The following is a 19125-nucleotide window of genomic DNA, read 5'->3' on the forward strand; positions in this document are numbered from 1 at the left end:
GAAGAACCCTCATGGACGCTGAAATCAAGGCGAGCGCCCCGGGGCTTGGCGGGCGCAACTGGCTGCGTCTGGGGTCAATGCGCGAAGCGGGGCTGATCGCAATCATGCTGGCGCTGTGCGTCGCCATGACATTTGCCTCGCCGCATTTCCTGACCTGGGGAAATTTCCGGGCCATGCTGATGAGCTTCTCCATTGAAGGCATCGTCGTGGTCGGCATGACGATACTCCTCATTGTCGGCGGCATTGATCTTTCCGTCGGGTCGGTGGTCTGCTTCTCCATGGTCGTGTCAGGCGCTCTCTTCCTGATGGGACTGGACCCGTGGACCGCGAGCCTCATTGGCATAGGCGCCAGCGCGCTGATCGGCGCGGCGATGGGCTTCTTCGTGACCGTCATCGGGCTCAATCACTTCATCACATCGCTGGCGGCAATGGTCATCGTGCGCGGCCTTTGCCTTGTCATCACCAAGGGAACTCCGCTTTCGCTGTTCACCCTGCCGCCCGGGTTCAAGGCGATCGGCCAGGGCAGCTTCGGCAACGTGCCTTATGTCATCGTCATCTTTGTCGTGGTCGTGGCCATCTTCGATTTCCTGCTTCGGCGCGCCACCGCGTTCCGCAAGGTCTTCTATACCGGCAGCAACGAGAAGGCGGCTCAGTTTTCGGGCATCAAGACCAAGCAGGTCAAATTCTGGGTCACGGTCCTCTGCTCGACCCTCGCGGGCTTTGCCGGCGTCATCTACATGTCGCGGTTTGGCGCTGCGACCCCGACCTTCGGCGCCGGCATGGAGCTCAACATCATCGCGGCGGCCGTGATTGGCGGGGCATCGCTCAATGGCGGCTCGGGCACCATCTTCGGCGCCATACTGGGCATGGCGCTGCTCTCCGTCGTCACAAGCTCGCTGATCCTGCTCGACGTCTCCGTCTATTGGCAGGACATGATCAAGGGATGCATCCTGCTCGCGGCGGTATCCATCGACCATTTCCTGCACAGCAGGAAATCCTGAGCAGCAGCGCAAGAGTTGAGCATCCATCATGTCACCAACCAATTCGCGGGACGACATCACAATCGTCCGCCAGATGTATCAGGCGCTTGTGCTTCATTACATGGAAGGCAAGACGCAGGCTGAAATCGCCAAGGAGCTCGGCATCTCGCATGCGACGGTCAACCGGCTGATCAAACGCGGTCACCAACTCGGGCTTGTCGAGATCAAGATCAAGTCGCCGATCGAGCAACTGGTCGACATCGAGGCGCGACTTGTCGCGATAGGTGGCATCCAAAGGGCCGTCGTCGTCCCTTCCGTATCGGACAATCCGCAGACCGCGCTCCAGCGCGTCGGCGAGGCCGCGGCCCGGCTGGTGCTCGAGACGATCAAGGACGGCGATACGATTTCCATAACCGGGGGCAAGGGGGTGAGTGCCGTCGTCGCCGGCCTCAAGCCGAACCGCAGCTATGACGTCGAGGTCGTTCCCGCGACCGGCCTGGTCCAGGGCAAGCATTACACAGACGTCAATCATGTCGCGTCGCTGATGGCCGACAAGCTCGGCGGGCGCGCCTATCAGATTCACGCGCCGCTGTTTGCCGACAGCCCGGCCCAACGCGACATGTTGATGGGCGTCCGGGCCGTATCGGATGTCTTCAGCAAGGCGCGGGAAGCAACGCTTGCGGTTGTCGGCATCGGCTCCATCCTGACCGACGATTCGAGCTACTACGATCTGCACCCGTCCTCGAGCGCCGACCGGCTGGCCATCGAGCGCTCGGGCGCGGCGGGCGAGCTGCTCGCCCATCTCATAGACGGCAACGGCAAGCTCGCGGACTACCGCCTCAACCACTCGCTCGTTTCGCTGACGCTCGAGGAATTCGCGACCATTCCGCAATCGATCGGGGTCGCCAGCGGCGCAAGCAAGGTGGTCCCGATCCTCAGTGCCATGCGCGGCTCCCATTTCGATACGCTCGTCACCGACGAAACCACCGGCTTGAAAATCCTCGAGCTCGCCGAAGGAAATGCAGCATGAATTCTCGACAGATCACCCGCTCAATCGGCAAGTCCGGCGTTGTCACTTCGGCGGTCGGGCTCGGCACCTGGGCCATCGGCGGCTGGATGTGGGGTGGCACCGATGAAGCAGAATCGATCGCTGCGATTCAGGCGTCCATCGAAGCCGGCGTCTCGCTGATCGACACCGCGCCGGCTTACGGTCTCGGCCGCAGCGAGGAGATCGTCGGCAAGGCCATCAAGGGCCGGCGCGATCGCGCGGTCATCGCCACCAAATGTGGCCTGAACTGGCATTCGAAAAAGGGCAACCACTTCTTCGATCAGGACGGAAAGCCCGTGAACCGATATCTGAGCGCCGACGGCATCGCTTATGAAGTGGAGCAGAGCCTAAGGCGGCTCGGCACCGATTATATCGATCTCTACATCACTCATTGGCAGGACCCGACGACCCCCATTGCCGAGACAATGGAAGCGCTCGAACGCCTCAAATCAGCTGGCAAGATCCGCGCCATCGGCGCAAGCAATCTCAACGCCGCCGAGCTGCAGCAGTATGTAGAAGCTGGCCAGCTCGACGCGATCCAGGAGAGATATTCGATGCTGGATCGCGAGATTGAGCAGACATTGCTGCCGATCGCGCGCCGGCATCGAGTGGCTACGCTCAGTTACTCGTCGCTTGCGCTCGGCCTGCTTTCGGGTGCGATCGATCCGGCACGTGAGTTCAGCGGCGACGACCAGCGCAAAGACAATCCGCGCTTCTCTCAGGCCAACCGGCGCAAGATAGCCGCTTTGAAGCATGCCCTGACCCCAGTCGCGGAGGCCCACCAGGCAAGCATGGCGCAGATCGTCATCGCCTGGACGCTGGCGCAGCCCGGCATCACCTTCGCGTTGTGTGGAGCACGAAACGCGAAGCAGGCGGTCGACAATGCCAGGGCAGGGGAGATTTCGCTGAGCGCCGCGGAACTGACGGCCGTCGATGCGGCGGTGGCCGGGCATCTCGTGGCGATAGATGCGTGATCGAAAGCGCATCCTGAGATGAATCGCATCCAGACGATCGCCGGCTTGCGCGAGAACCCCGATGTTGACGTGCTCGTCATAGGCGGCGGCATTAACGGCATCAGCGTGTTTCGCGAACTCGCTTTGCAGGGCGTCGATGTGCTGCTCGCGGAAAAGGGCGATTACTGCTCCGGCGCCAGCGCAGCCCTCTCGCGCATGGTTCATGGCGGCTTGCGTTATCTTGAAAACGGTGAGTTCAAGCTGGTCCGCGAATCTCTGCTCGAACGCGACCGGCTGTTGAAGAACGCGCCGCACTATGTCGCGCCATTGCCAACCACGGTGCCGATCTTCGACCTGTTCTCAGGCATAGCAAATGGCGCAGTCCGCTTCCTTGGGCTAAGCCGTCGTCCGGGCCGGCGCGGCGCATTGGTCATCAAGACCGGCTTGGCGATGTATGACTTCTTCACCGCCGCACGGCGTGTCGTCCCGATGCATAAATTCAGAAGCCGCGCTGAGACACTCAAGGTCTGGCCTGCAATCAATCCTGCTATTCGAAATTCGGCGACATACTATGATGCCTGGGTCAGCCACCCCGAGCGGCTGGGTACCGAGATGCTGTGCGATACCATGAAGGAAAAGCCGTCCGCTCGGGCGCTCAACTATGCACGCGTATCGCTCGGTGACGCGAGCCTGGTGCTTAACGACGGACTATCCGGCGAAACGGTAGCCGTGAAGCCGCGGCTCGTCGTCAACGCAACAGGCGGCTGGATCGACCTGACCAATTCAGCGATCGGAGCCGTTGCGCCGAAGCTTATGGGCGGCACCAAAGGTTCGCATCTGATCGTCGACAATCGCGAGCTTCATGACGCGCTCGACGGGCACATGATCTATTATGAGAACGAGGACGGCCGGATCTGCATCCTGTTTCCCTATCTCGGCAACGTGCTGGTCGGGTCGACGGATATCCGTGTCGACGATCCCGACCAGGCGCGCTGCATGGATGACGAGCGGCAATACATTCTTCAGTCCCTGTCCTTCGTGTTTCCTGGGATAGAGATCGCCGATGCCGATATCGTCTTTCAGTTCACCGGAGTGAGGCCGCTGCCGATAAGCCAGGACAGTTTTACCGGGCGCATACCCCGCGATCATTTCTGCGAACTCGTCGAGGGCGCCGGTATGCTGCCGCCGACGCTCTGTATGATCGGCGGGAAGTGGACAACCTTCCGATCGTTTGGCGAACTGGCAGCGGATATCGTGCTTGAGCGATTGCGCCGACAGCGCGTCGTCGGCACCGAAAACATGCCGATCGGCGGCGGCCGGAATTTTCCGATTGCGCCGACAAAATGGTGCGCAGAGCGCGCGGCGGCACACGGCCTATCGCTCGACCGTATGCGCAGCCTTTTCGAGCGCTACGGTACCGCGGCGGATACCGTCGCCGCCTATATGGCAGCGGGACATGACGAACTCTTGCCCGGCAGCGACTACTCGGCCCGGGAGATTCAATATCTCATCGCCAATGAATATGTCGAACAGCTGGGGGACCTGCTGCTCCGTCGCACGACAATCGCCATTACCGGTGCGCTTTCGGCCGACCTTCTCGATGCGGTTCTCGACATTCTCGCTGTCGAAAAGAACTGGGACGCCGCGCGCAAGGCATTCGAGTGCACCGATTTCCTCGCCCTGTTGCAACGCCGGCACGGCGTCGATCTCGACCAGCTATCAAAAAAAGACCAAGGAAGGAGCGCCGAATGCGCATCAACAAGAAAGTCCGCATGAACCGGTTGTTCGGCGGAGCGCGCTGTCTCGACGTCGCAATCGACCATGGCGTGTGCAACGAGCCGTCGTTCCTGGAAGGGCTAGAGGATATGGCCGGCGTCGTCGCCCAGCTGGTCGCTGCGGGCCCGGACGCCATTCAGATGAATTATGGCCAGGCCGATCTGCTGCAGTCCTTGCCTGGCAAGGATAAGCCAGCATTGGTCATGCGCATAGATATGGGCAATCCATATAACAAAACCCGTCATCGTTCGATGTGGGCCATCCTGCAGAACGAAGCCGAGCCACTGATCGGCGCGCTGGAAATGGATGCAGCTTGCGTGGTCGTCAATCTATTCATGCTGCCCGATGAGCCGGACCTATTCAGGCAATGCGTCCACAACATTGCCCGCGTTCGCGCCGACTGCGAAAAATACGGCCTGCCGCTGATGATCGAGCCGCTGGCAATGCTGCCAAACTCGGAGCGCGGAGGCTACATGGTCGACGGCGATCCCGAAAAGATCGTCACCCTGACCCGGCTCGCAAGCGAGATGGGCGCCGACATCATCAAGGCAGACCCGACCACCGATCCGAACGACTTCCACCGCGTCGTGGCGGCGGCGCGCTGTCCTGTCCTTGTGCGCGGTGGGGGCAGGGAGGACTTGCGCGCCGTCTTCGACAAGTCGGCGGCGCTGATGGCCCAGGGCGCGGCAGGCATGGTCTATGGCCGCAACATATACCAGCATTCCAACCCTCGTGCCGTCGTGAGAGGATTGATGGCGATCATCCATGAGAATGCGGACGGCGCGGCGGCCTGGGAGCTCTACCAACAAGAATAACCCTGGCGCTTGGGAGGAGCTCAATGCAGCAATACATTCTGGGTCTTGATGCGGGCAACACCGTCATCAAGGCCATCATCTTCGACACCGCCGGTCGCGAACTCGCGCTCGCCGCTCGAGACGGCCGCTCCTGCATGCCAAAACCCGGCCATGTCGAGCGGGACCTCGGCGAACTGTGGCGCAACGCCGTCGAGGTCATCCGCCAGTGCCTCGACCAGTCGGGCATCGACCCGCGCGACATCGCCGTGATCGGCTGCGCCGGTCACGGCAACGGGCTCTACGCGCTGGACCGCGGCGGCGACCCGCTGCTCGGCATCCAGTCGCTCGACACGCGCGGCGTCGACATCGTGAGCGAATGGGCCGCCGCAGGCGTTGGCGACCGGACCTATGTCCACTGCCTGCAACGGCCCTGGGCGGCGCAGACGCCGACTCTGCTGGCGTGGCTCAAGCGTCATGACCCGGCGCTTTTTGCCCGAATGGGCACGGTTTTCCTGTGCAAGGATTTTGTCGTCAACCGCCTCACCGGCGCGCGCTCGACCGAGACCTCGGATATGTCGGGCTGCGGGCTTTTGCACATGCCCGGCCGACGCTACGAGCGTGAGTTGCTGGCCGCCTACGGTCTCGACGATTGCATGGACCTGTTGCCGAACGTGCTGGAAGCCTCCGAGATCGCCGGCCATATCACGCCCGATGTCGCCGCCGCCACCGGCCTTCGTGCGGGAACGCCTGTGGTGGCGGGCCTGTTCGACGTCGTCGCCAGCGCCATCGGTTCGGGCGTCACCAGCACCGGCGCCGCCTCCATCATTGCCGGCACCTGGAGCATCAACCAGGTCATCACCGAAGAGCCGATCCACGATCCGTCGATCTTCATGCTGTCGACGTTCGATCCGGTGCGCTATCTCGCCATCGAATCGAGCGCCACTTCGGCCGCAAATCTCGAGTGGATCGTTCGTGAGTTCTTCGAGCATGCGCCGCCGGCAGGCGCATCGCCATTCGAGATCTGCAGCGAGCTTGTTGCTTCCGTCGATCCCGCGGGAGACATCCCGATCTACCACCCATTCCTTTACGGCTCGCAGCAGAACGGCAAGGCGCGTGCAGGTTTCTACGGTATCGCCGGCTGGCACACGCGGGCGCACATGCTGCGCGCACTGTTTGAGGGCGTCGTCTTCGAACATCGGCGCCATGTCGAGACGCTGCGCCAAGCGGGAGCCAATGTCAGCCAGGCGGTGCTTTCGGGCGGCGGCTCGCGCAGCGCCATCTGGCCGCAGATATTCGCCGATGTGCTGAACGTGCCGGTGACCGTAGCGCGCAGCCGCGAGACTGGTGCACTGGGAGCTGCAATTGCAGCCGGAACGGGTGTCGGCTTGTTTGCCGACTTCTCTGCAGGCGCGGCCGCGATGACCGCGCCCGACCGCTGCTACCAGCCCAATGGCGAGATCGCAGCGGCTTATGAGCAGCGCTATCGTCTGTATGGTGAGATCAACCAGGCCATGGGTCCGCTATGGGACAGGATGGCAAGCGAACGGACCTCTAATTGACACAGACGCCTGCCGATTTTGGACAATACGACTTCATCATTGTCGGCGCCGGTTCAGCCGGCTGCGTGCTGGCCAACAGACTGTCGGCCAACCCAGGCATGCGCGTGCTGCTTCTGGAGGCTGGCGGAAGTGACCGCTACCACTGGGTCAACATTCCCATCGGCTATCTCTATTGCATGGGCAACCCGCGTACCGATTGGCTGATGAAGACCGAGCCGGAGGCCGGGCTGAACGGTCGTGCGCTCAACTATCCGCGCGGCAAGCTTCTGGGCGGCTGCTCGTCGATCAACGGCATGATCTATATGCGCGGCCAGGCGGCCGACTATGATGGCTGGCGGCAAGCCGGAAATCTTGGTTGGGGCTGGGACGACGTACTTCCATATTTCCGCAAGTCCGAGGACCATTTTGGTGGCGCCAACGACCTTCATGGTGCCGGTGGCGAATGGCGCGTCGAGCGCCAGCGCCTGTCCTGGCCAATCCTGGATGCCTTCCGCGATGCTGCCGAAGAACTCGGCATTCCCCGGACCGAGGATTTCAACGGCGGAACCAACGAGGGGTCGGGCTATTTCGAGGTCAACCAGAGGAAGGGCGTGCGCTGGAATACCTCGAAAGCATTCCTGCGGAGCGTGCTCCGGCGGCCGAATTTGCGCGTCGTGACCGGCGCCGAGACCGAGACCCTGGATTTCGACGGAGCTTGCGTCACCGGGGTTGTCTTCCGGATGGGCGGTCAGTTGCATCGTGCGCGGGCAGGTGAGACGATACTTGCCGCTGGCGCGATCAATTCGCCGAAGCAGCTCGAGCTTTCCGGCGTCGGCCGACCTGCCGTGCTTGGCGCAGCAGGAATCCCGGTCCGCCACGCGCTGGAAGGCGTCGGCGAGAACCTGCAGGATCATCTCCAGATCCGCACAGTCTTCAAGGTCGCCAATGCCTCGACGCTAAACCAGCGCTACCACAATCTGTTCAGCCGCGCGGCCATGGGCGTCGAATACGCCATCCGTCGCACCGGACCGCTGTCGATGGCGCCGAGCCAGCTTGGCATCTTCGCCAGAAGCGACCCACGCCTGGAGACGCCCGATCTCGAATACCATGTTCAGCCGTTGAGCACCGACCGGCTGGGCGAGCCGCTGCATCGCTTCCCCGCGGTCACGGTTTCGGTCTGCAACCTCAGACCGGAAAGCCGCGGCACTGTCCACATAGAGACGCCCGATCCGCAGACTGCCCCGAAGATCCGGCCGAACTATTTGTCTACCGAGGGAGACCGGACGGTGGCTGTAGCATCGCTCCGCCATGTCCGCCGCTTGATGAAGGCGCGCGCCGTTGCCCGTTTCGCGCCTGAGGAAATGCTGCCCGGCGCACAATATGAAGGCGATGAAGATCTCGTCCGCAAGGCTGGCGATATCGGCACGACGATTTTCCACCCGGTTGGCACCTGCAAGATGGGCGCAGACCCGATGGCGGTTGTCGACGGCCGGCTGCGGGTGCACGGCATTTCAGGCCTGCGCATCGTCGATGCTTCGATTATGCCGACGATCGTTTCCGGCAACACCAACTCTCCAGTGGTGATGATCGCGGAGAAGGCATCGGAAATGATCTTGCAGGACGCAACCACGAGAGTGACACCTCTTGACTTGAGGATCAGCGTGCCGATGCGCCAATCGCGCCATCAGTACCTTCGCGGCGATGGACCAAAGTAGCCAGCAGTGCCCAGTCCTGGGCTGGCACACCGCCGCGGGACGCCCGAATCGGCCAACAGCATCGGCGTATGGTCGAACTTCAGGTCCCTCAGAGGCTTCGCGGGCGACATGCCCAAACACTCATTGGCTGTTAAAAGCCGAGCGTCCCCTGGCGGATATCGGAGGGTGTCGCGCCGTAGAGCCGCCGGAAGGCGCGATGAAAGTAGGAGAGATCCCCGAAGCCGGCTTCGAATGCGATCGAGCTGATCGTCCAGTCGGCGTAACGTGGATCACTGAGGAGCCGACGGGCGCGCGCGAGACGCTGATCGAGCACGAAGGAGGAAAACGTCCTCCCCTCGGTCTCGAACAGCTTTTGAACGCAGCGTGGCGTGACGCCTTGGCGCAGTGCAACGGCGCCGACGGTGAGGTCGTGGTAGCCGAGATTGCTGACGATATCGGCCTTGACAGCCTTGAGCCGTGCTGCACGCAGGCCGCGACCTTCGGCGATCGCCGCGGCATCCCGGGTCGCGCCGATCGCCAGCGCGACGAGGTCTTGGATATGGGTTGCCGCAAGGTTCGCAACCGCTGGCGTTAAGGGCTGGTCCACATCCTCAAGTGTGGCAGCGTAGCTGACGAGCAATCGCAAGGAATCGACTGTCGACGGAATGGGTTTGCAGATCGCGTCCTCCACGTTGCCGACCATCGGGGCGAGCACATCGTGCGGGGTGCGAAAGGCGAGCCGGTGTTGACGTTCACGAGGAATTGCAAGGCCCGGCTCAGCACATGCAAACACTGTGGCCTCGCCCGCACTGATCGTGCACTCGCGGCCGATTTGGTCGACCGTTTGGGCGCCGGATAAAGCCACAAACAGAACGATGTCGTAGCTGTCGATCAGCGCCGGTGTGCGCCTGTACTGCATGCCGGCAGCTGCTCCACTGGCAATGTCAACACCGGGCAGCGCACGCAGCGTGATGCTTGCGTCAGGCGAGCTGTCCGGCACGGGGTCAATCTCGAATTTCGTAATCGCGCGCCCGAGCACTTCGCGCCAAAACTCGAAGCGGTCCGGCTCTGGCAACCCCTCGGTTGAAAAGCAGATTGACGCAAACTCGGCGGCTGAGCAGGCCATTTAAACCCTCTCTGTGCTTCCCGATTTGTGCGAGAATTGCAACTTATCGACGAGAAATACAACTTTCCAGTAAAAAATCACGTTTTCGCGCGAGTCCATAATCGCGTTCGCTTCTGCCCACGACTCGACGAGCCGGGTTCGGTAGCATCAACAAACATGGTGATCGCGCACGGTGAAAAACGCCACGACCTTTCGAAGCGATAGACGAAACGACGCTGCGATGGCCTGTTGATCCACGGCAGTTCTCCAAGTCTACGCAGCGCAGGAAGGAACCCGACGTTCCGTTTGGTGGCAGTATTCGACATGCGTTTGTCATGGCCGCCACAACTCAAGTCTCGCGGCGGCGAGGTTGCCCGGCCGTGCTTTGGCGCAAACGCCTTTGTGCTGCCTCTTTCCAGGGGGGCGCAGTGTCCTGATCCAAGCGAACGCACGAGCCGAGCCGCGAATGACTTCTGAGCAGAGGAGGAGCCAGATGATCTGGAAAATCCGAAGAGTGCACGTGGAATGGAGATTCGTCCACGAAGACGCTCTCAGTCCTCATTCATTCCCACCTCCTGTCAAGGCGTGCGGGGACGACGCTGCAAGATGGCGTCAGTGGTTGCGCGACCCACTCTCGCATCCAGATCTCGAGGTGATGTCGCTGACCCAACTCGCCGACCTCCCGTTCGACCCGCGTCGTTTCAGCCGGGAATGAGGCCGGCCAGTTCTGTTGTTTTCAAATGGACAGCCGCCATAGGCAAAAGGCTCACCTGGCCGCGAGAGTTTCCACTTCAATGCAAACAAAGTGGCTCACGATGAAACATGACATGTCGAACACCCTTGCCGACATTTCCGACGTGCAAGACGTCCTGGCGATGACACTCGGCGTAGCGAAAACCCACGTACTTGGCGTCGCTGCAGAACTAGGCATTGCCGACCTGCTCAAGCACGGCCCCCGGTCGGTCGCGGAAATCGCCGCGACAACGAAGACAAATCAAGGCGCGCTGCTGCGTCTGATGCGCGTTCTGGCCAGCCTCGGTATTCTGGAAGAACCGACGCCCGGCATGTTCGTCAACACCAGCAAGGGGCGGCTCCTTCAGACTGGCGCGCCACGCTCGGTCCGCCACTATGCCATGCTGATGGCGCAGGAGTGCTTAGCCGCCTCGTGGCCGTGCCTGCTGCATAGTATGCGCACCGGCGAGAGCGCGTTCGAGAAGACGAACGGCCATGGGATATACGAGTACTTCCGCATGAACCCAGCGGCGGGAGCAGTCATGAATCAGGCCATGAGCGAGATGTCCAGCCAGGAAGGCGTAGCCATTTGCGACGCCTACGAATTCGCACCGGACCTTTCGGTCGTCGACGTCGGCGGCGGGCGTGGCGGACTTTTGCTGAGCATTCTCGAAGCCCATCCGGGCATTAGGGGAACGCTGCTCGATCTGCCGCACGTGGCCACCGAGGCGCAGGAGATGCTGGCGGCGCGCGTCGTTGATCGGTGCAAGATCGTCGGCGGTGACTTCCTTCGTGAGGTCCCGGGTGGCGGTGATCTCTACATTCTGAAGCGCATTCTCGTAGACCAAACCGACGATACGGCAATGGCGGTGCTGCGGAACGTCCGCACCGCCATCGCCCCACAAGGCGCCCTGCTGATCGCCGACCCGGGCGTAGAGTCCCTCTACGGCCGGAGCTTCGACATGCTCATGCTCATGATTTTCGGGGGAAAGCTCCGCAGCGAGTCTGATCGTGCGGCGTTGTTGGAAAAAGCCGGCTTCCGGCTCACGCGAACGATGAAAACTGCATCTGCAATCCATCTGGTCGAAGCGGTGCCGATCTAGGCACTGAACTATCGCCAATATGGAAGAGGGCCCGGCATTTGCAGCTCATCGCCTGGGCGACGGCTCTCAGCGGGGGAGAGCGTCCTGCGTCCTGGTCCATCTATGACCGACTGCGACCTCAAGGCATTGCCGGTATTCTGATTCCGAGTTTGCTCCGGGCGCCGAGACGGAGGGGCCGCAACCTGGTGCTGTGGGACTGGGGTCCGGATCTTTCGCACAAGGTGAACGTGTTCGATCCGAGCGGCCGGCTGCCGAAGGACTAGCTGTCCTGGCGATGAAGCATTCGCGGAAGGGCAGGGGCTTCGGCCGCAGGCGTCAGCGCCAGCCCAGGGCCGGGGCGACATGGGTCAGGATCGCCTCGATGACATGCGCGTTGTAATCGACGCCGAGCTGGTTGGGAACGGTGAGCAGCAGCGTGTCGGCCTCCGCAACGGCCTCGTCCTTCTTCAGTTCCTCGATGAGGTCGTCCGGCTCGGCGGCATAGGTGCGGCCGAACACGGCGCGCCTGTCCGCTTCGATGTAGCCGAAATGATCCTCGCTCTCATTGCTGCCGAAATAGGCGCGGTCGCGATCGTCCACCAGCGCGAAGATGCTACGGCTCACCGACACCCGCGGCTCGCGTTCGTGACCGGCCGCTTTCCAGGCCGCACGAAAGGCCCGGATCTGTTCGGCCTGCTGAATGTGAAAAGGCTTTCCGCCCTCGTCGAATTTGAGCGTGGAGCTCTGCAGGTTCATTCCCAGTTTCGCCGCCCATTCCGCGGTGGCATTGGTCGCGGCGCCCCACCAGATCCTGTCGCGCAAACCCTCCGAGTGTGGTTCGACGCGAAGCAGGCCGGGCGGGTTTGGAAACATCGGCCGCGGGTTCGGCTGGGCAAAGCCTTTGCCGCGCAAGACTTCGAGCAGCACTCCCGTGTGCCGCCGGGCCATGTCGGCGTCGCTCTCACCCTCCTGCGGGGCGTAGCCGAAGTAGCGCCAGCCGTCGATCACCTGCTCGGGCGAGCCGCGGCTGATGCCCAGCTGCAGACGCCCGCCGGCGATCAGGTCGGCGGCACCGGCGTCCTCGGCCATGTAGAGCGGGTTCTCGTAGCGCATGTCGATCACCGCTGTGCCGATCTCGATGCGGCTGGTCTTGGCGCCGACTGCCGCCAACAGCGGGAATGGCGAGCCGAGTTGCCGTGCGAAGTGATGCACACGGAAATATGCCCCGTCGGCGCCCAGCGCCTCGGCAGCAACGGCAAGCTCGATGGATTGCAGCAGAGCGTCGGAGGCTGATTGCGTCTGCGATTGCGGCGAGGGCGCCCAGTGTCCGAACGACAGAAACCCGATTTTTTTCATGAGAATGCCACGTCAGAGTGAAAGGCGTTTTCGTTATCTAGTTATTGAACCGCTCGCCTGCCACGCCAATTCAGACCTGCGGCTTTGGAAGCGCCATACGCAAACGCGTATTTTCGTCTTTTATACGACTTCGCGTATATCTAAATTTTAAACGCGAACGCGTATATTGACAGTTTATACGCTCTCGCGTATATTGATGTGTGGAGGACTGCTATGACCGATCAGATCGCCCGCACAGAAAAACAGCTTGGCGCCATCCTGCGCCGCGCTCGAAAACAGGCACGGCTGAGCCAGGGAGCTCTAGGCGAACAAATCCATCTGCGCCAGGGCACTGTCTCACGTCTGGAAGCCGGAGAGCCCGCTGTCCAGCTGCGCACTTTAATGGAAGCGCTTTCGGCTCTGAACCTTGAACTGGTCGTCCGGCCACGCACCCAAGGCAGTGCCGCCGATATCGAGGACCTGTTCTGATGGCACGGAAACGCGCTCACGCTCCTCTCAATGTCTTTCTGAACAGCCGCCATGTCGGCGTCCTGCGCCGTGAGGCGACAGGTGCTATCGACTTCCAGTACGGACGCGACTGGCTGAACTGGCGCGGCACGTTCCCAGTGTCACTGTCGCTGCCCTTGCGCGAGGATCGGTATATTGGCACCCCCGTCATCAATGTGTTCGACAACCTGCTGCCTGACAGCGACCTCATCCGAAAGCGCGTCGCCGAACGCGTTGGCGCAGACGGCACAGACGCCTTCAGCCTGCTGACCGCCCTCGGTCATGATTGCGTCGGCGCACTCCAGTTTCTGCCTGATGGCGTCGAGCCCGGGACCGCCGGCGACACCGACGGCAAACCGATCACTGACGACGAGATCACCGACATTATCAAGAATCTCGCGGCAGCACCCCTCGGCATGGGCGAAGACGAAGATTTCCGAATCTCGATCGCCGGCGCTCAGGAAAAAACCGCGCTGCTGCGTAAGGACGGCCAATGGTTCAAGCCGACAGGAACGACGGCAACCACCCACATCCTCAAACCGCAGATCGGGCAGCTTCCCAATGGCATCGACCTCTCCAACAGCGTCGAGAACGAATATCTATGCCTCAGACTGCTGCATTCGTTTGGTATCCCAACACCCCCCGTTGAAATCGCCGTTTTCGGGGAACGCCGCACACTGATCGTCGAACGCTTCGATCGTCTTTGGGCAAGAGATGGGCGACTGCTGCGACTGCCGCAGGAAGACATCTGCCAGGCGCTATCGATCCCGCCGACAAGAAAGTACCAGTCTGATGGTGGTCCCGGTATGCGCGAGATCATCAATCTGCTCAAAGGCAGCGACACGCCTGATGCCGACATCACGACTTTCATGCGTGCGAGCATCATATTCTGGTTGCTCGGCGCAACCGATGGGCATGCAAAAAATTTCAGCATTTTCCTCGGTCCCGGCGGGCGCTATCGCATGACGCCGCTGTACGATGTGCTGACAGCGCAGCCGAGCCTCGACCAGGGCCAAATTCAACGCAAGAAATTCAAACTTGCGATGTCCGTCGGAACAAATCGCCACTATGCCATCAGTGACATCGTGCCACGACATTTCATGCAGACGGCCGATGTCGCTGGTGTCGGCACTCCGGCGATGCGGGCGATTTTTGAAGACATTGAAGCCAATGCCGATCGGCAAGTACAAGCTGTTGTCGGGTCGCTGCCCGGTAGCTTCCCCGATCAGCTTGTGACCTCGACAGTGGCGGCCATCAAGCACCGCAGCCAGCTCGTCGCAAATTCTCTGGAGGCTTCTCATGTCTGAGTTGGGGCAACGCCCGCGGATAGCAATCCTTGGCTGGGGCTCTCTGATCTGGGACAAGCGCCCCGAATTCGATGAAACATGTCCCCTGGGAAGATGATGGCCCGGCACTTAAACTGGAATTCTCGCGTATTTCCGATACCCGAAAAGGGGCTATGACCCTGGTGATCGACACTGACTACGGTCAGCAGTGCATCGTCCAATATGCGCTTCGCGCAAACCCGGCCGATGTCGTCGCTGATCTGCGCTGCCGCGAAGGTAAGCTAAAGCAGACTGGCAGCTATTCGTTGGCGTGTCGCCGCCCCGCTCCTTTGAGGCGACGAACGGCTTCAAACGAAGCAGGCATGAAACGACCGACGCTGGCAGCGCCGAGGAGTTTACTTCGGCTTCGTCGCGCAGATCGCGAAGCGGTGTTGGATGGCTCGCTCGATCGCCTTAGGCCAACTCATCTGTCGAGCCTGAGCGCGATGGATCGCGCCCAGTTTCCAGTCGACGACGGGCTGATCGAACCCGGCTTCGGCCAGCAAGCGCACTATCTCTCCCGCCCGTGCGCCGCCTGAGAAATGGACGCGGGCAAGAATGCGTTTGTGGCGTCCGGCCATGGCGGTGCATTCATTGTCTGCGACCCGCGACTTGCCTGCCGTCAGCTTCTCCCAAACGTCCCGCAATCTCGTCGCCCAGTTGCGGCTGACGAAATCCCCGTCGATGACCAGCAGCTTGCCGCCGGGCTTCAGCAGCGAGAACCATTCGGCAAAGGCCGCCTTCGGATCCACCAGCGTCCAGACGAGGTGACGGGTGACGATGACATCGTAGCTCGCCTTGTCCTCGAGCGTCCGTTCGGCATCCCTCACGATGAAGCGGATATCGGCGCCGCGGTTTTGTGCCTTGGCGCGCGCCTTGGCGAGCATGGCTTCCGACCAGTCGAGGCCCGTCACCACAAATCCCAACTCGTGCATCAGATGCGAAATCACGCCCGTCCCGCAGGCGAGGTCCAGAGATGTCCGCCCTGCGCCTTGCCCAAGGTGCCTGCTTATGAGCGCATGCCAGGCAGCGCGCTCGCGCTCGGAAAAAATCTCGTGGCCGACCTGCAGGTCGAACGTCTCGGCGCGGTCGGACCAGTAGTCCCGAATTTCGTCGCGCAGCGAATAGTTTGCGTGAGCCGTCATCGCCCGAAACGCTCTCCCCCAAAGCCGTACATTGGAATTGCTCTAAAAGATAATTCTTGATTACACAACTCATGTTTTCTAAGCCGTGGCGGCAAACTAAATCACGAGAGCACAATGATTTTGAAGTCGATATTTGCGGCCGCGGTCGCCCTCGCGGCGTTCATGCCGCTTACCCTCGGCGCGCGCGCCGAAACCGTCACCGACATTAGCGGCCGCAAGGTCGAGGTGAAGACGCCGGTTGAGAAGGTCATCCTCGGCGAAGGCCGGCAGACCTACCTGATTGCCGCGCTCGATACCGACAATCCCTTCAAGCGGATCGTCGGCTGGCGCGAGGATTTCTCGCAGGCCGATCCCGACAATTACGCCGTCTATCTGGAAAAATTCCCCTCGATGGCCACGATCCCGACCTTCGGCGGTTTCAAGGACGGCACCTTCGACATCGAGCAGGCCATCGCGCTTCAGCCGGACGTGATGATCATGAATATCGAGTCCAAGCAGGCAACCGAGGACGCGCAATACATCGAAAAGCTCGCCGCCGTCGGCATCCCGGTGGTCTATGTCGATTTCCGCGAGCATCCCTTCACCAACACCGAGCCGAGCATGCGCCTCATCGGCAAGCTCTTTGGCCAGGAGGAGCGGGCGGAAGCGTTCATCGCCTACCGCGCGGCCCAGATCGCGCGGGTCACCGATGTTATCGCAAAGAATGTTCCCAAGCGCCCAACCGTGTTCATCGAGCGCGCCGGAGGCTATTCCGACGATTGCTGCATGAGCTTCGGCAACGACAATTTCGGCAAGTTCGTGGAGATGGCCGGCGGCCAGAACATCGCGGCGGACCTGATCCCGGGCACGTTTGGCGCGCTCAACCCCGAACAGATCATCGCAAGCGATCCCGACCAGGTGATTGTGACGGGCGGTAGCTGGGAAGCGTATGTGCCGGGCGGCAAATGGGTCGGCGTCGGTCCCGGCGCGGACGAGGCGGAAGCACTGAAGAAGCTCAAGGGTCTGACGGAACGGCCCGCGCTAACCGGCGTCAAGGCGGTGGAAAACGGGCAGGTCCACGCCATCTGGCACCAGTTCTACAACAGCCCCTATCAGTTCGTCGCCATCCAGCAGATGGCCAAGTGGCTGCACCCCGAACTGTTCGCCGATCTGGACGCCGAGGCCACCTTCAAGGAGTTGCACGAGAAGTTCCTGCCGGTCGAGTACAGGCCTGGCCATTGGGTCTCGCTCTCCAATGAGCAGTGAGCCAGCGGCATTATCGGCCAAGGAAGGGCGCGGCCTCTACCGCACCCTCGTCCTGCGCAAGCAGCTTATCCTCGCAGGCCTCGTCCTGGCGCTGCTCCTGAGCCTTTGCATCGACCTCGCCCTCGGCCCTGCCAGCTACAGCCTCGACCAGGTGGTGCTCGCCCTCGTTTCTCCGGGCAGCGTGCCGCTTCAGGTGCGCGTGGTGCTGTGGGAAATCCGGCTTCCCATCGCGCTGATGGCGGTGGTCGTGGGCGCATCACTGTCGGTCGCCGGGGCGCAGATGCAGACCATCCTGAACAATCCGCTCGCCAGTCCGTTCACGCTCGGCATTTCGGCGGCGGCCAGCTTCGGCGCCGCGCTTGCGCTTGCCTTCGGCGTCGCGCTCATCCCCGCCGCGATCGAATATGTCGTGCCGCTCAACGCCTTCGTGGTTGCGATGCTGACCGCGCTCGTCATCCACCTGCTGAGTCTCAAGCGCGGCGTGACGGTTGAAACCATCGTGCTTCTCGGCATCGCGCTCGTCTTCACCTTCAATGCGCTGCTGTCGCTCGTCCAGTATCTTTCCTCAGAGCAGGCGCTCGCCGCGGTCGTGTTCTGGACGATGGGAAGTCTCACCAAGGCCACCTGGCCCAAGCTCATCATCACCAGCCTCATCCTTCTCGCAACGCTTCCGATATTCGCGCGCCGCGCCTGGGCGCTGACGGCGCTGCGGCTAGGCGAAGACAAGGCCGCGAGTTTCGGGATCAAGGTCGCGCGCCTGAGGCTCGAAACCATGATGATGGTGAGCCTGCTCGCCGCCATTCCCGTCGCCTTTGTCGGCACGATCGGCTTCATCGGGTTGGTCGGCCCGCACATCGCCCGCATGCTGATTGGAGAAGATCAGCGCTTCTTCCTGCCCGCTTCCGCGCTTGCTGGCGCCCTCATCCTTTCGGCGAGCTCGGTTGCCAGCAAGTCGCTCATCCCAGGCACGATCTTTCCGATCGGCATCGTCACCTCGCTTGTCGGCATTCCCTTCTTCATCTCGCTGATCCTCTCGAATGTGAGGCGCTCATGGTAACGATCAGGCTCGATGGTCTCGGAGCGTTTCACGGCGCGCGGCTCGTCCTTTCGGACGTTTCAACTCCCACTTTTCGGGGTGGCGAGGTGGTTGCCGTCATCGGGCCCAACGCAGCGGGCAAGTCGACGCTTTTCAAGCGCATCGCAGGACTTTTGAAGGGCCCGGGCCGCGTCTGCCTCGATGGAGCGGCCAAGGGACCGGACGGCATCTGCTACATGCCTCAGGATACGGCAGCCAACGCGGTGCTGACCGTCTATGAATCGATCCTGCTCGCCCGCAAGCAGGGCTCGGCCTGGTCGGTCGGTGACGGCGACCTCGCGCTCATAGACGGTATCCTGGCCGCGCTCAGCATCTCGGATATTGCCTTTCGCAATGTCGGAGAACTGAGCGGCGGGCAAAGGCAGGTGGTAAGCATCGCACAGACCCTCGCCCGCGAACCTGAAATCCTGCTGATGGACGAGCCGACGTCCGCCCTTGACTTGCACCGGCAGGTCGAGGTGCTGAGCTTCATGCGCGGGCTTGCACGCAAGCACGGGATTGCAGTGCTGATCGCAATTCACGACCTCAATCAGGCCCTGCGCTTCGCCGACAAATGCATCGTCATCGCCGACGGCCGGATGTTCGCCTGCGGTACGCCGGAAGAGGTCGTTACGCCGGCGCTCCTTCGTGACGTTTATCGCGTCGAGGCGCGGGTCGAGCGATGCTCGCGGGGCATCGGTCATGTCATGGTGGATGGCGTTGCGGATGAAACGGCAGCGGCTGCGTCGATAGCAGCTTAGCCATCAAACTTTAGGGTTGAAGTCGAATCG

At 61.8% G+C, this 19125-nt stretch carries 15 protein-coding genes and 2 pseudogenes; 14 read left to right on the forward strand and 3 right to left on the reverse strand.

What is annotated here, in order from left to right; translation table 11 throughout:
• Window positions 1–11: 11 nt before the first annotated feature.
• The 7 genes and pseudogenes from CIT25_RS20120 to CIT25_RS20150 all read left to right on the forward strand — a co-directional run.
• On the forward strand, window positions 12–1001 hold the full coding sequence (locus tag CIT25_RS20120; RefSeq protein ID WP_095486265.1) for an ABC transporter permease: 990 nt from the start codon (window positions 12–14) through the stop codon (window positions 999–1001).
• A gap of 28 nt (window positions 1002–1029) precedes the next feature.
• On the forward strand, window positions 1030–2010 hold the full coding sequence (locus tag CIT25_RS20125; protein ID WP_095486266.1) for a sugar-binding transcriptional regulator: 981 nt from the start codon (window positions 1030–1032) through the stop codon (window positions 2008–2010).
• Window positions 2007–3002: an aldo/keto reductase gene (locus CIT25_RS20130; RefSeq protein ID WP_095486267.1), complete on the forward strand. Its 996-nt coding sequence runs from the start codon at window positions 2007–2009 to the stop codon at window positions 3000–3002. The genes CIT25_RS20125 and CIT25_RS20130 overlap by 4 nt, the downstream gene beginning before the upstream one ends.
• Before the next feature lie 18 nt (window positions 3003–3020).
• Window positions 3021–4757 (forward strand): glycerol-3-phosphate dehydrogenase/oxidase, encoded by a 1737-nt coding sequence (locus CIT25_RS20135; RefSeq protein WP_095486268.1) that lies wholly within the window; start codon window positions 3021–3023, stop codon window positions 4755–4757.
• The gene (locus tag CIT25_RS20140; RefSeq protein WP_095486269.1) at window positions 4730–5572 is read left to right on the forward strand and encodes a class I fructose-bisphosphate aldolase; all 843 of its coding nucleotides are present in this window, start codon (window positions 4730–4732) and stop codon (window positions 5570–5572) included. The genes CIT25_RS20135 and CIT25_RS20140 overlap by 28 nt, the downstream gene beginning before the upstream one ends.
• 23 nt (window positions 5573–5595) lie before the next feature.
• Window positions 5596–7110, forward strand: a complete 1515-nt coding sequence (locus tag CIT25_RS20145; protein WP_095486270.1) for an FGGY-family carbohydrate kinase — start codon at window positions 5596–5598, stop codon at window positions 7108–7110.
• A pseudogene (locus tag CIT25_RS20150) lies at window positions 7107–8714 on the forward strand (GMC family oxidoreductase); the annotation flags it as partial. The gene CIT25_RS20145 and the pseudogene CIT25_RS20150, both read left to right, overlap by 4 nt.
• 220 nt (window positions 8715–8934) lie before the next feature.
• On the opposite strand, the gene CIT25_RS20155 reads toward CIT25_RS20150, so the two are convergent.
• Complete coding sequence (locus tag CIT25_RS20155; RefSeq protein WP_095486272.1) at window positions 8935–9909, reverse strand: AraC family transcriptional regulator; 975 nt, start codon at window positions 9907–9909, stop codon at window positions 8935–8937.
• An 854-nt stretch (window positions 9910–10763) separates the two neighbouring features.
• Between CIT25_RS20155 and CIT25_RS20160 the strand changes: the two genes are divergently transcribed.
• Together CIT25_RS20160 and CIT25_RS20165 are read left to right on the forward strand one after the other, a co-directional pair.
• On the forward strand, window positions 10764–11723 hold the full coding sequence (locus tag CIT25_RS20160) for a methyltransferase (protein WP_483423520.1): 960 nt from the start codon (window positions 10764–10766) through the stop codon (window positions 11721–11723).
• Window positions 11714–11986: pseudogene (locus CIT25_RS20165) on the forward strand (RES domain-containing protein); the annotation flags it as partial. The gene CIT25_RS20160 and the pseudogene CIT25_RS20165, both read left to right, overlap by 10 nt.
• Before the next feature lie 52 nt (window positions 11987–12038).
• On the opposite strand, the gene CIT25_RS20170 reads toward CIT25_RS20165, so the two are convergent.
• The gene (locus CIT25_RS20170; protein WP_095486275.1) at window positions 12039–13058 is read right to left on the reverse strand and encodes an LLM class flavin-dependent oxidoreductase; all 1020 of its coding nucleotides are present in this window, start codon (window positions 13056–13058) and stop codon (window positions 12039–12041) included.
• 213 nt (window positions 13059–13271) lie between these two features.
• Here CIT25_RS20170 and CIT25_RS20175 point away from each other — a divergent pair, with 213 nt between their 5' ends.
• Entirely contained in the window at window positions 13272–13526 is a 255-nt protein-coding gene (locus tag CIT25_RS20175) for a helix-turn-helix domain-containing protein (RefSeq protein ID WP_095486276.1), read from the forward strand.
• A complete protein-coding gene (locus tag CIT25_RS20180; protein ID WP_095486277.1) occupies window positions 13526–14851 on the forward strand; it encodes a type II toxin-antitoxin system HipA family toxin in 1326 nt (441 codons plus the stop codon). The genes CIT25_RS20175 and CIT25_RS20180 overlap by 1 nt, the downstream gene beginning before the upstream one ends.
• Window positions 14852–15225: 374 nt before the next feature.
• On the opposite strand, the gene CIT25_RS20185 is transcribed toward CIT25_RS20180, so the two are convergent.
• Window positions 15226–16014: a class I SAM-dependent methyltransferase gene (locus CIT25_RS20185; protein ID WP_095486278.1), complete on the reverse strand. Its 789-nt coding sequence runs from the start codon at window positions 16012–16014 to the stop codon at window positions 15226–15228.
• 162 nt (window positions 16015–16176) lie between these two features.
• Here CIT25_RS20185 and CIT25_RS20190 point away from each other — a divergent pair, with 162 nt between their 5' ends.
• The 3 genes from CIT25_RS20190 to CIT25_RS20200 are packed head-to-tail and all read left to right on the forward strand — an operon-like array spanning window position 16177 to window position 19095.
• A complete protein-coding gene (locus CIT25_RS20190; protein WP_245329936.1) occupies window positions 16177–17259 on the forward strand; it encodes an ABC transporter substrate-binding protein in 1083 nt (360 codons plus the stop codon).
• Entirely contained in the window at window positions 17249–18316 is a 1068-nt protein-coding gene (locus tag CIT25_RS20195) for a FecCD family ABC transporter permease (protein WP_095486280.1), read from the forward strand. The genes CIT25_RS20190 and CIT25_RS20195 overlap by 11 nt, the downstream gene beginning before the upstream one ends.
• Window positions 18310–19095, forward strand: a complete 786-nt coding sequence (locus tag CIT25_RS20200) for an ABC transporter ATP-binding protein (protein ID WP_095486281.1) — start codon at window positions 18310–18312, stop codon at window positions 19093–19095. The genes CIT25_RS20195 and CIT25_RS20200 overlap by 7 nt, the downstream gene beginning before the upstream one ends.
• Window positions 19096–19125: the final 30 nt, after the last annotated feature.

The sequence above is a fragment of the Mesorhizobium mediterraneum genome (genome assembly GCF_002284565.1).
In the GTDB taxonomy this organism is placed as follows: domain Bacteria; phylum Pseudomonadota; class Alphaproteobacteria; order Rhizobiales; family Rhizobiaceae; genus Mesorhizobium; species Mesorhizobium mediterraneum.

What these genes read in the sequence shown, in the direction of transcription:
- CIT25_RS20120 (WP_095486265.1), top strand. Translation starts at nt 12, where the DNA reads ATGGACGCTGAAATCAAGGCGAGCGCCCCGGGGCTTGGCGGGCGCAAC.
- CIT25_RS20125 (WP_095486266.1), top strand. Translation starts at nt 1,030, where the DNA reads ATGTCACCAACCAATTCGCGGGACGACATCACAATCGTCCGCCAGATG.
- CIT25_RS20130 (WP_095486267.1), top strand. Translation starts at nt 2,007, where the DNA reads ATGAATTCTCGACAGATCACCCGCTCAATCGGCAAGTCCGGCGTTGTC.
- CIT25_RS20135 (WP_095486268.1), top strand. Translation starts at nt 3,021, where the DNA reads ATGAATCGCATCCAGACGATCGCCGGCTTGCGCGAGAACCCCGATGTT.
- CIT25_RS20140 (WP_095486269.1), top strand. Translation starts at nt 4,730, where the DNA reads ATGCGCATCAACAAGAAAGTCCGCATGAACCGGTTGTTCGGCGGAGCG.
- CIT25_RS20145 (WP_095486270.1), top strand. Translation starts at nt 5,596, where the DNA reads ATGCAGCAATACATTCTGGGTCTTGATGCGGGCAACACCGTCATCAAG.
- CIT25_RS20155 (WP_095486272.1), bottom strand. Translation starts at nt 9,909, where the DNA reads ATGGCCTGCTCAGCCGCCGAGTTTGCGTCAATCTGCTTTTCAACCGAG.
- CIT25_RS20160 (WP_483423520.1), top strand. Translation starts at nt 10,764, where the DNA reads ATGACACTCGGCGTAGCGAAAACCCACGTACTTGGCGTCGCTGCAGAA.
- CIT25_RS20170 (WP_095486275.1), bottom strand. Translation starts at nt 13,058, where the DNA reads ATGAAAAAAATCGGGTTTCTGTCGTTCGGACACTGGGCGCCCTCGCCG.
- CIT25_RS20175 (WP_095486276.1), top strand. Translation starts at nt 13,272, where the DNA reads ATGACCGATCAGATCGCCCGCACAGAAAAACAGCTTGGCGCCATCCTG.
- CIT25_RS20180 (WP_095486277.1), top strand. Translation starts at nt 13,526, where the DNA reads ATGGCACGGAAACGCGCTCACGCTCCTCTCAATGTCTTTCTGAACAGC.
- CIT25_RS20185 (WP_095486278.1), bottom strand. Translation starts at nt 16,014, where the DNA reads ATGACGGCTCACGCAAACTATTCGCTGCGCGACGAAATTCGGGACTAC.
- CIT25_RS20190 (WP_245329936.1), top strand. Translation starts at nt 16,177, where the DNA reads ATGCCGCTTACCCTCGGCGCGCGCGCCGAAACCGTCACCGACATTAGC.
- CIT25_RS20195 (WP_095486280.1), top strand. Translation starts at nt 17,249, where the DNA reads ATGAGCAGTGAGCCAGCGGCATTATCGGCCAAGGAAGGGCGCGGCCTC.
- CIT25_RS20200 (WP_095486281.1), top strand. Translation starts at nt 18,310, where the DNA reads ATGGTAACGATCAGGCTCGATGGTCTCGGAGCGTTTCACGGCGCGCGG.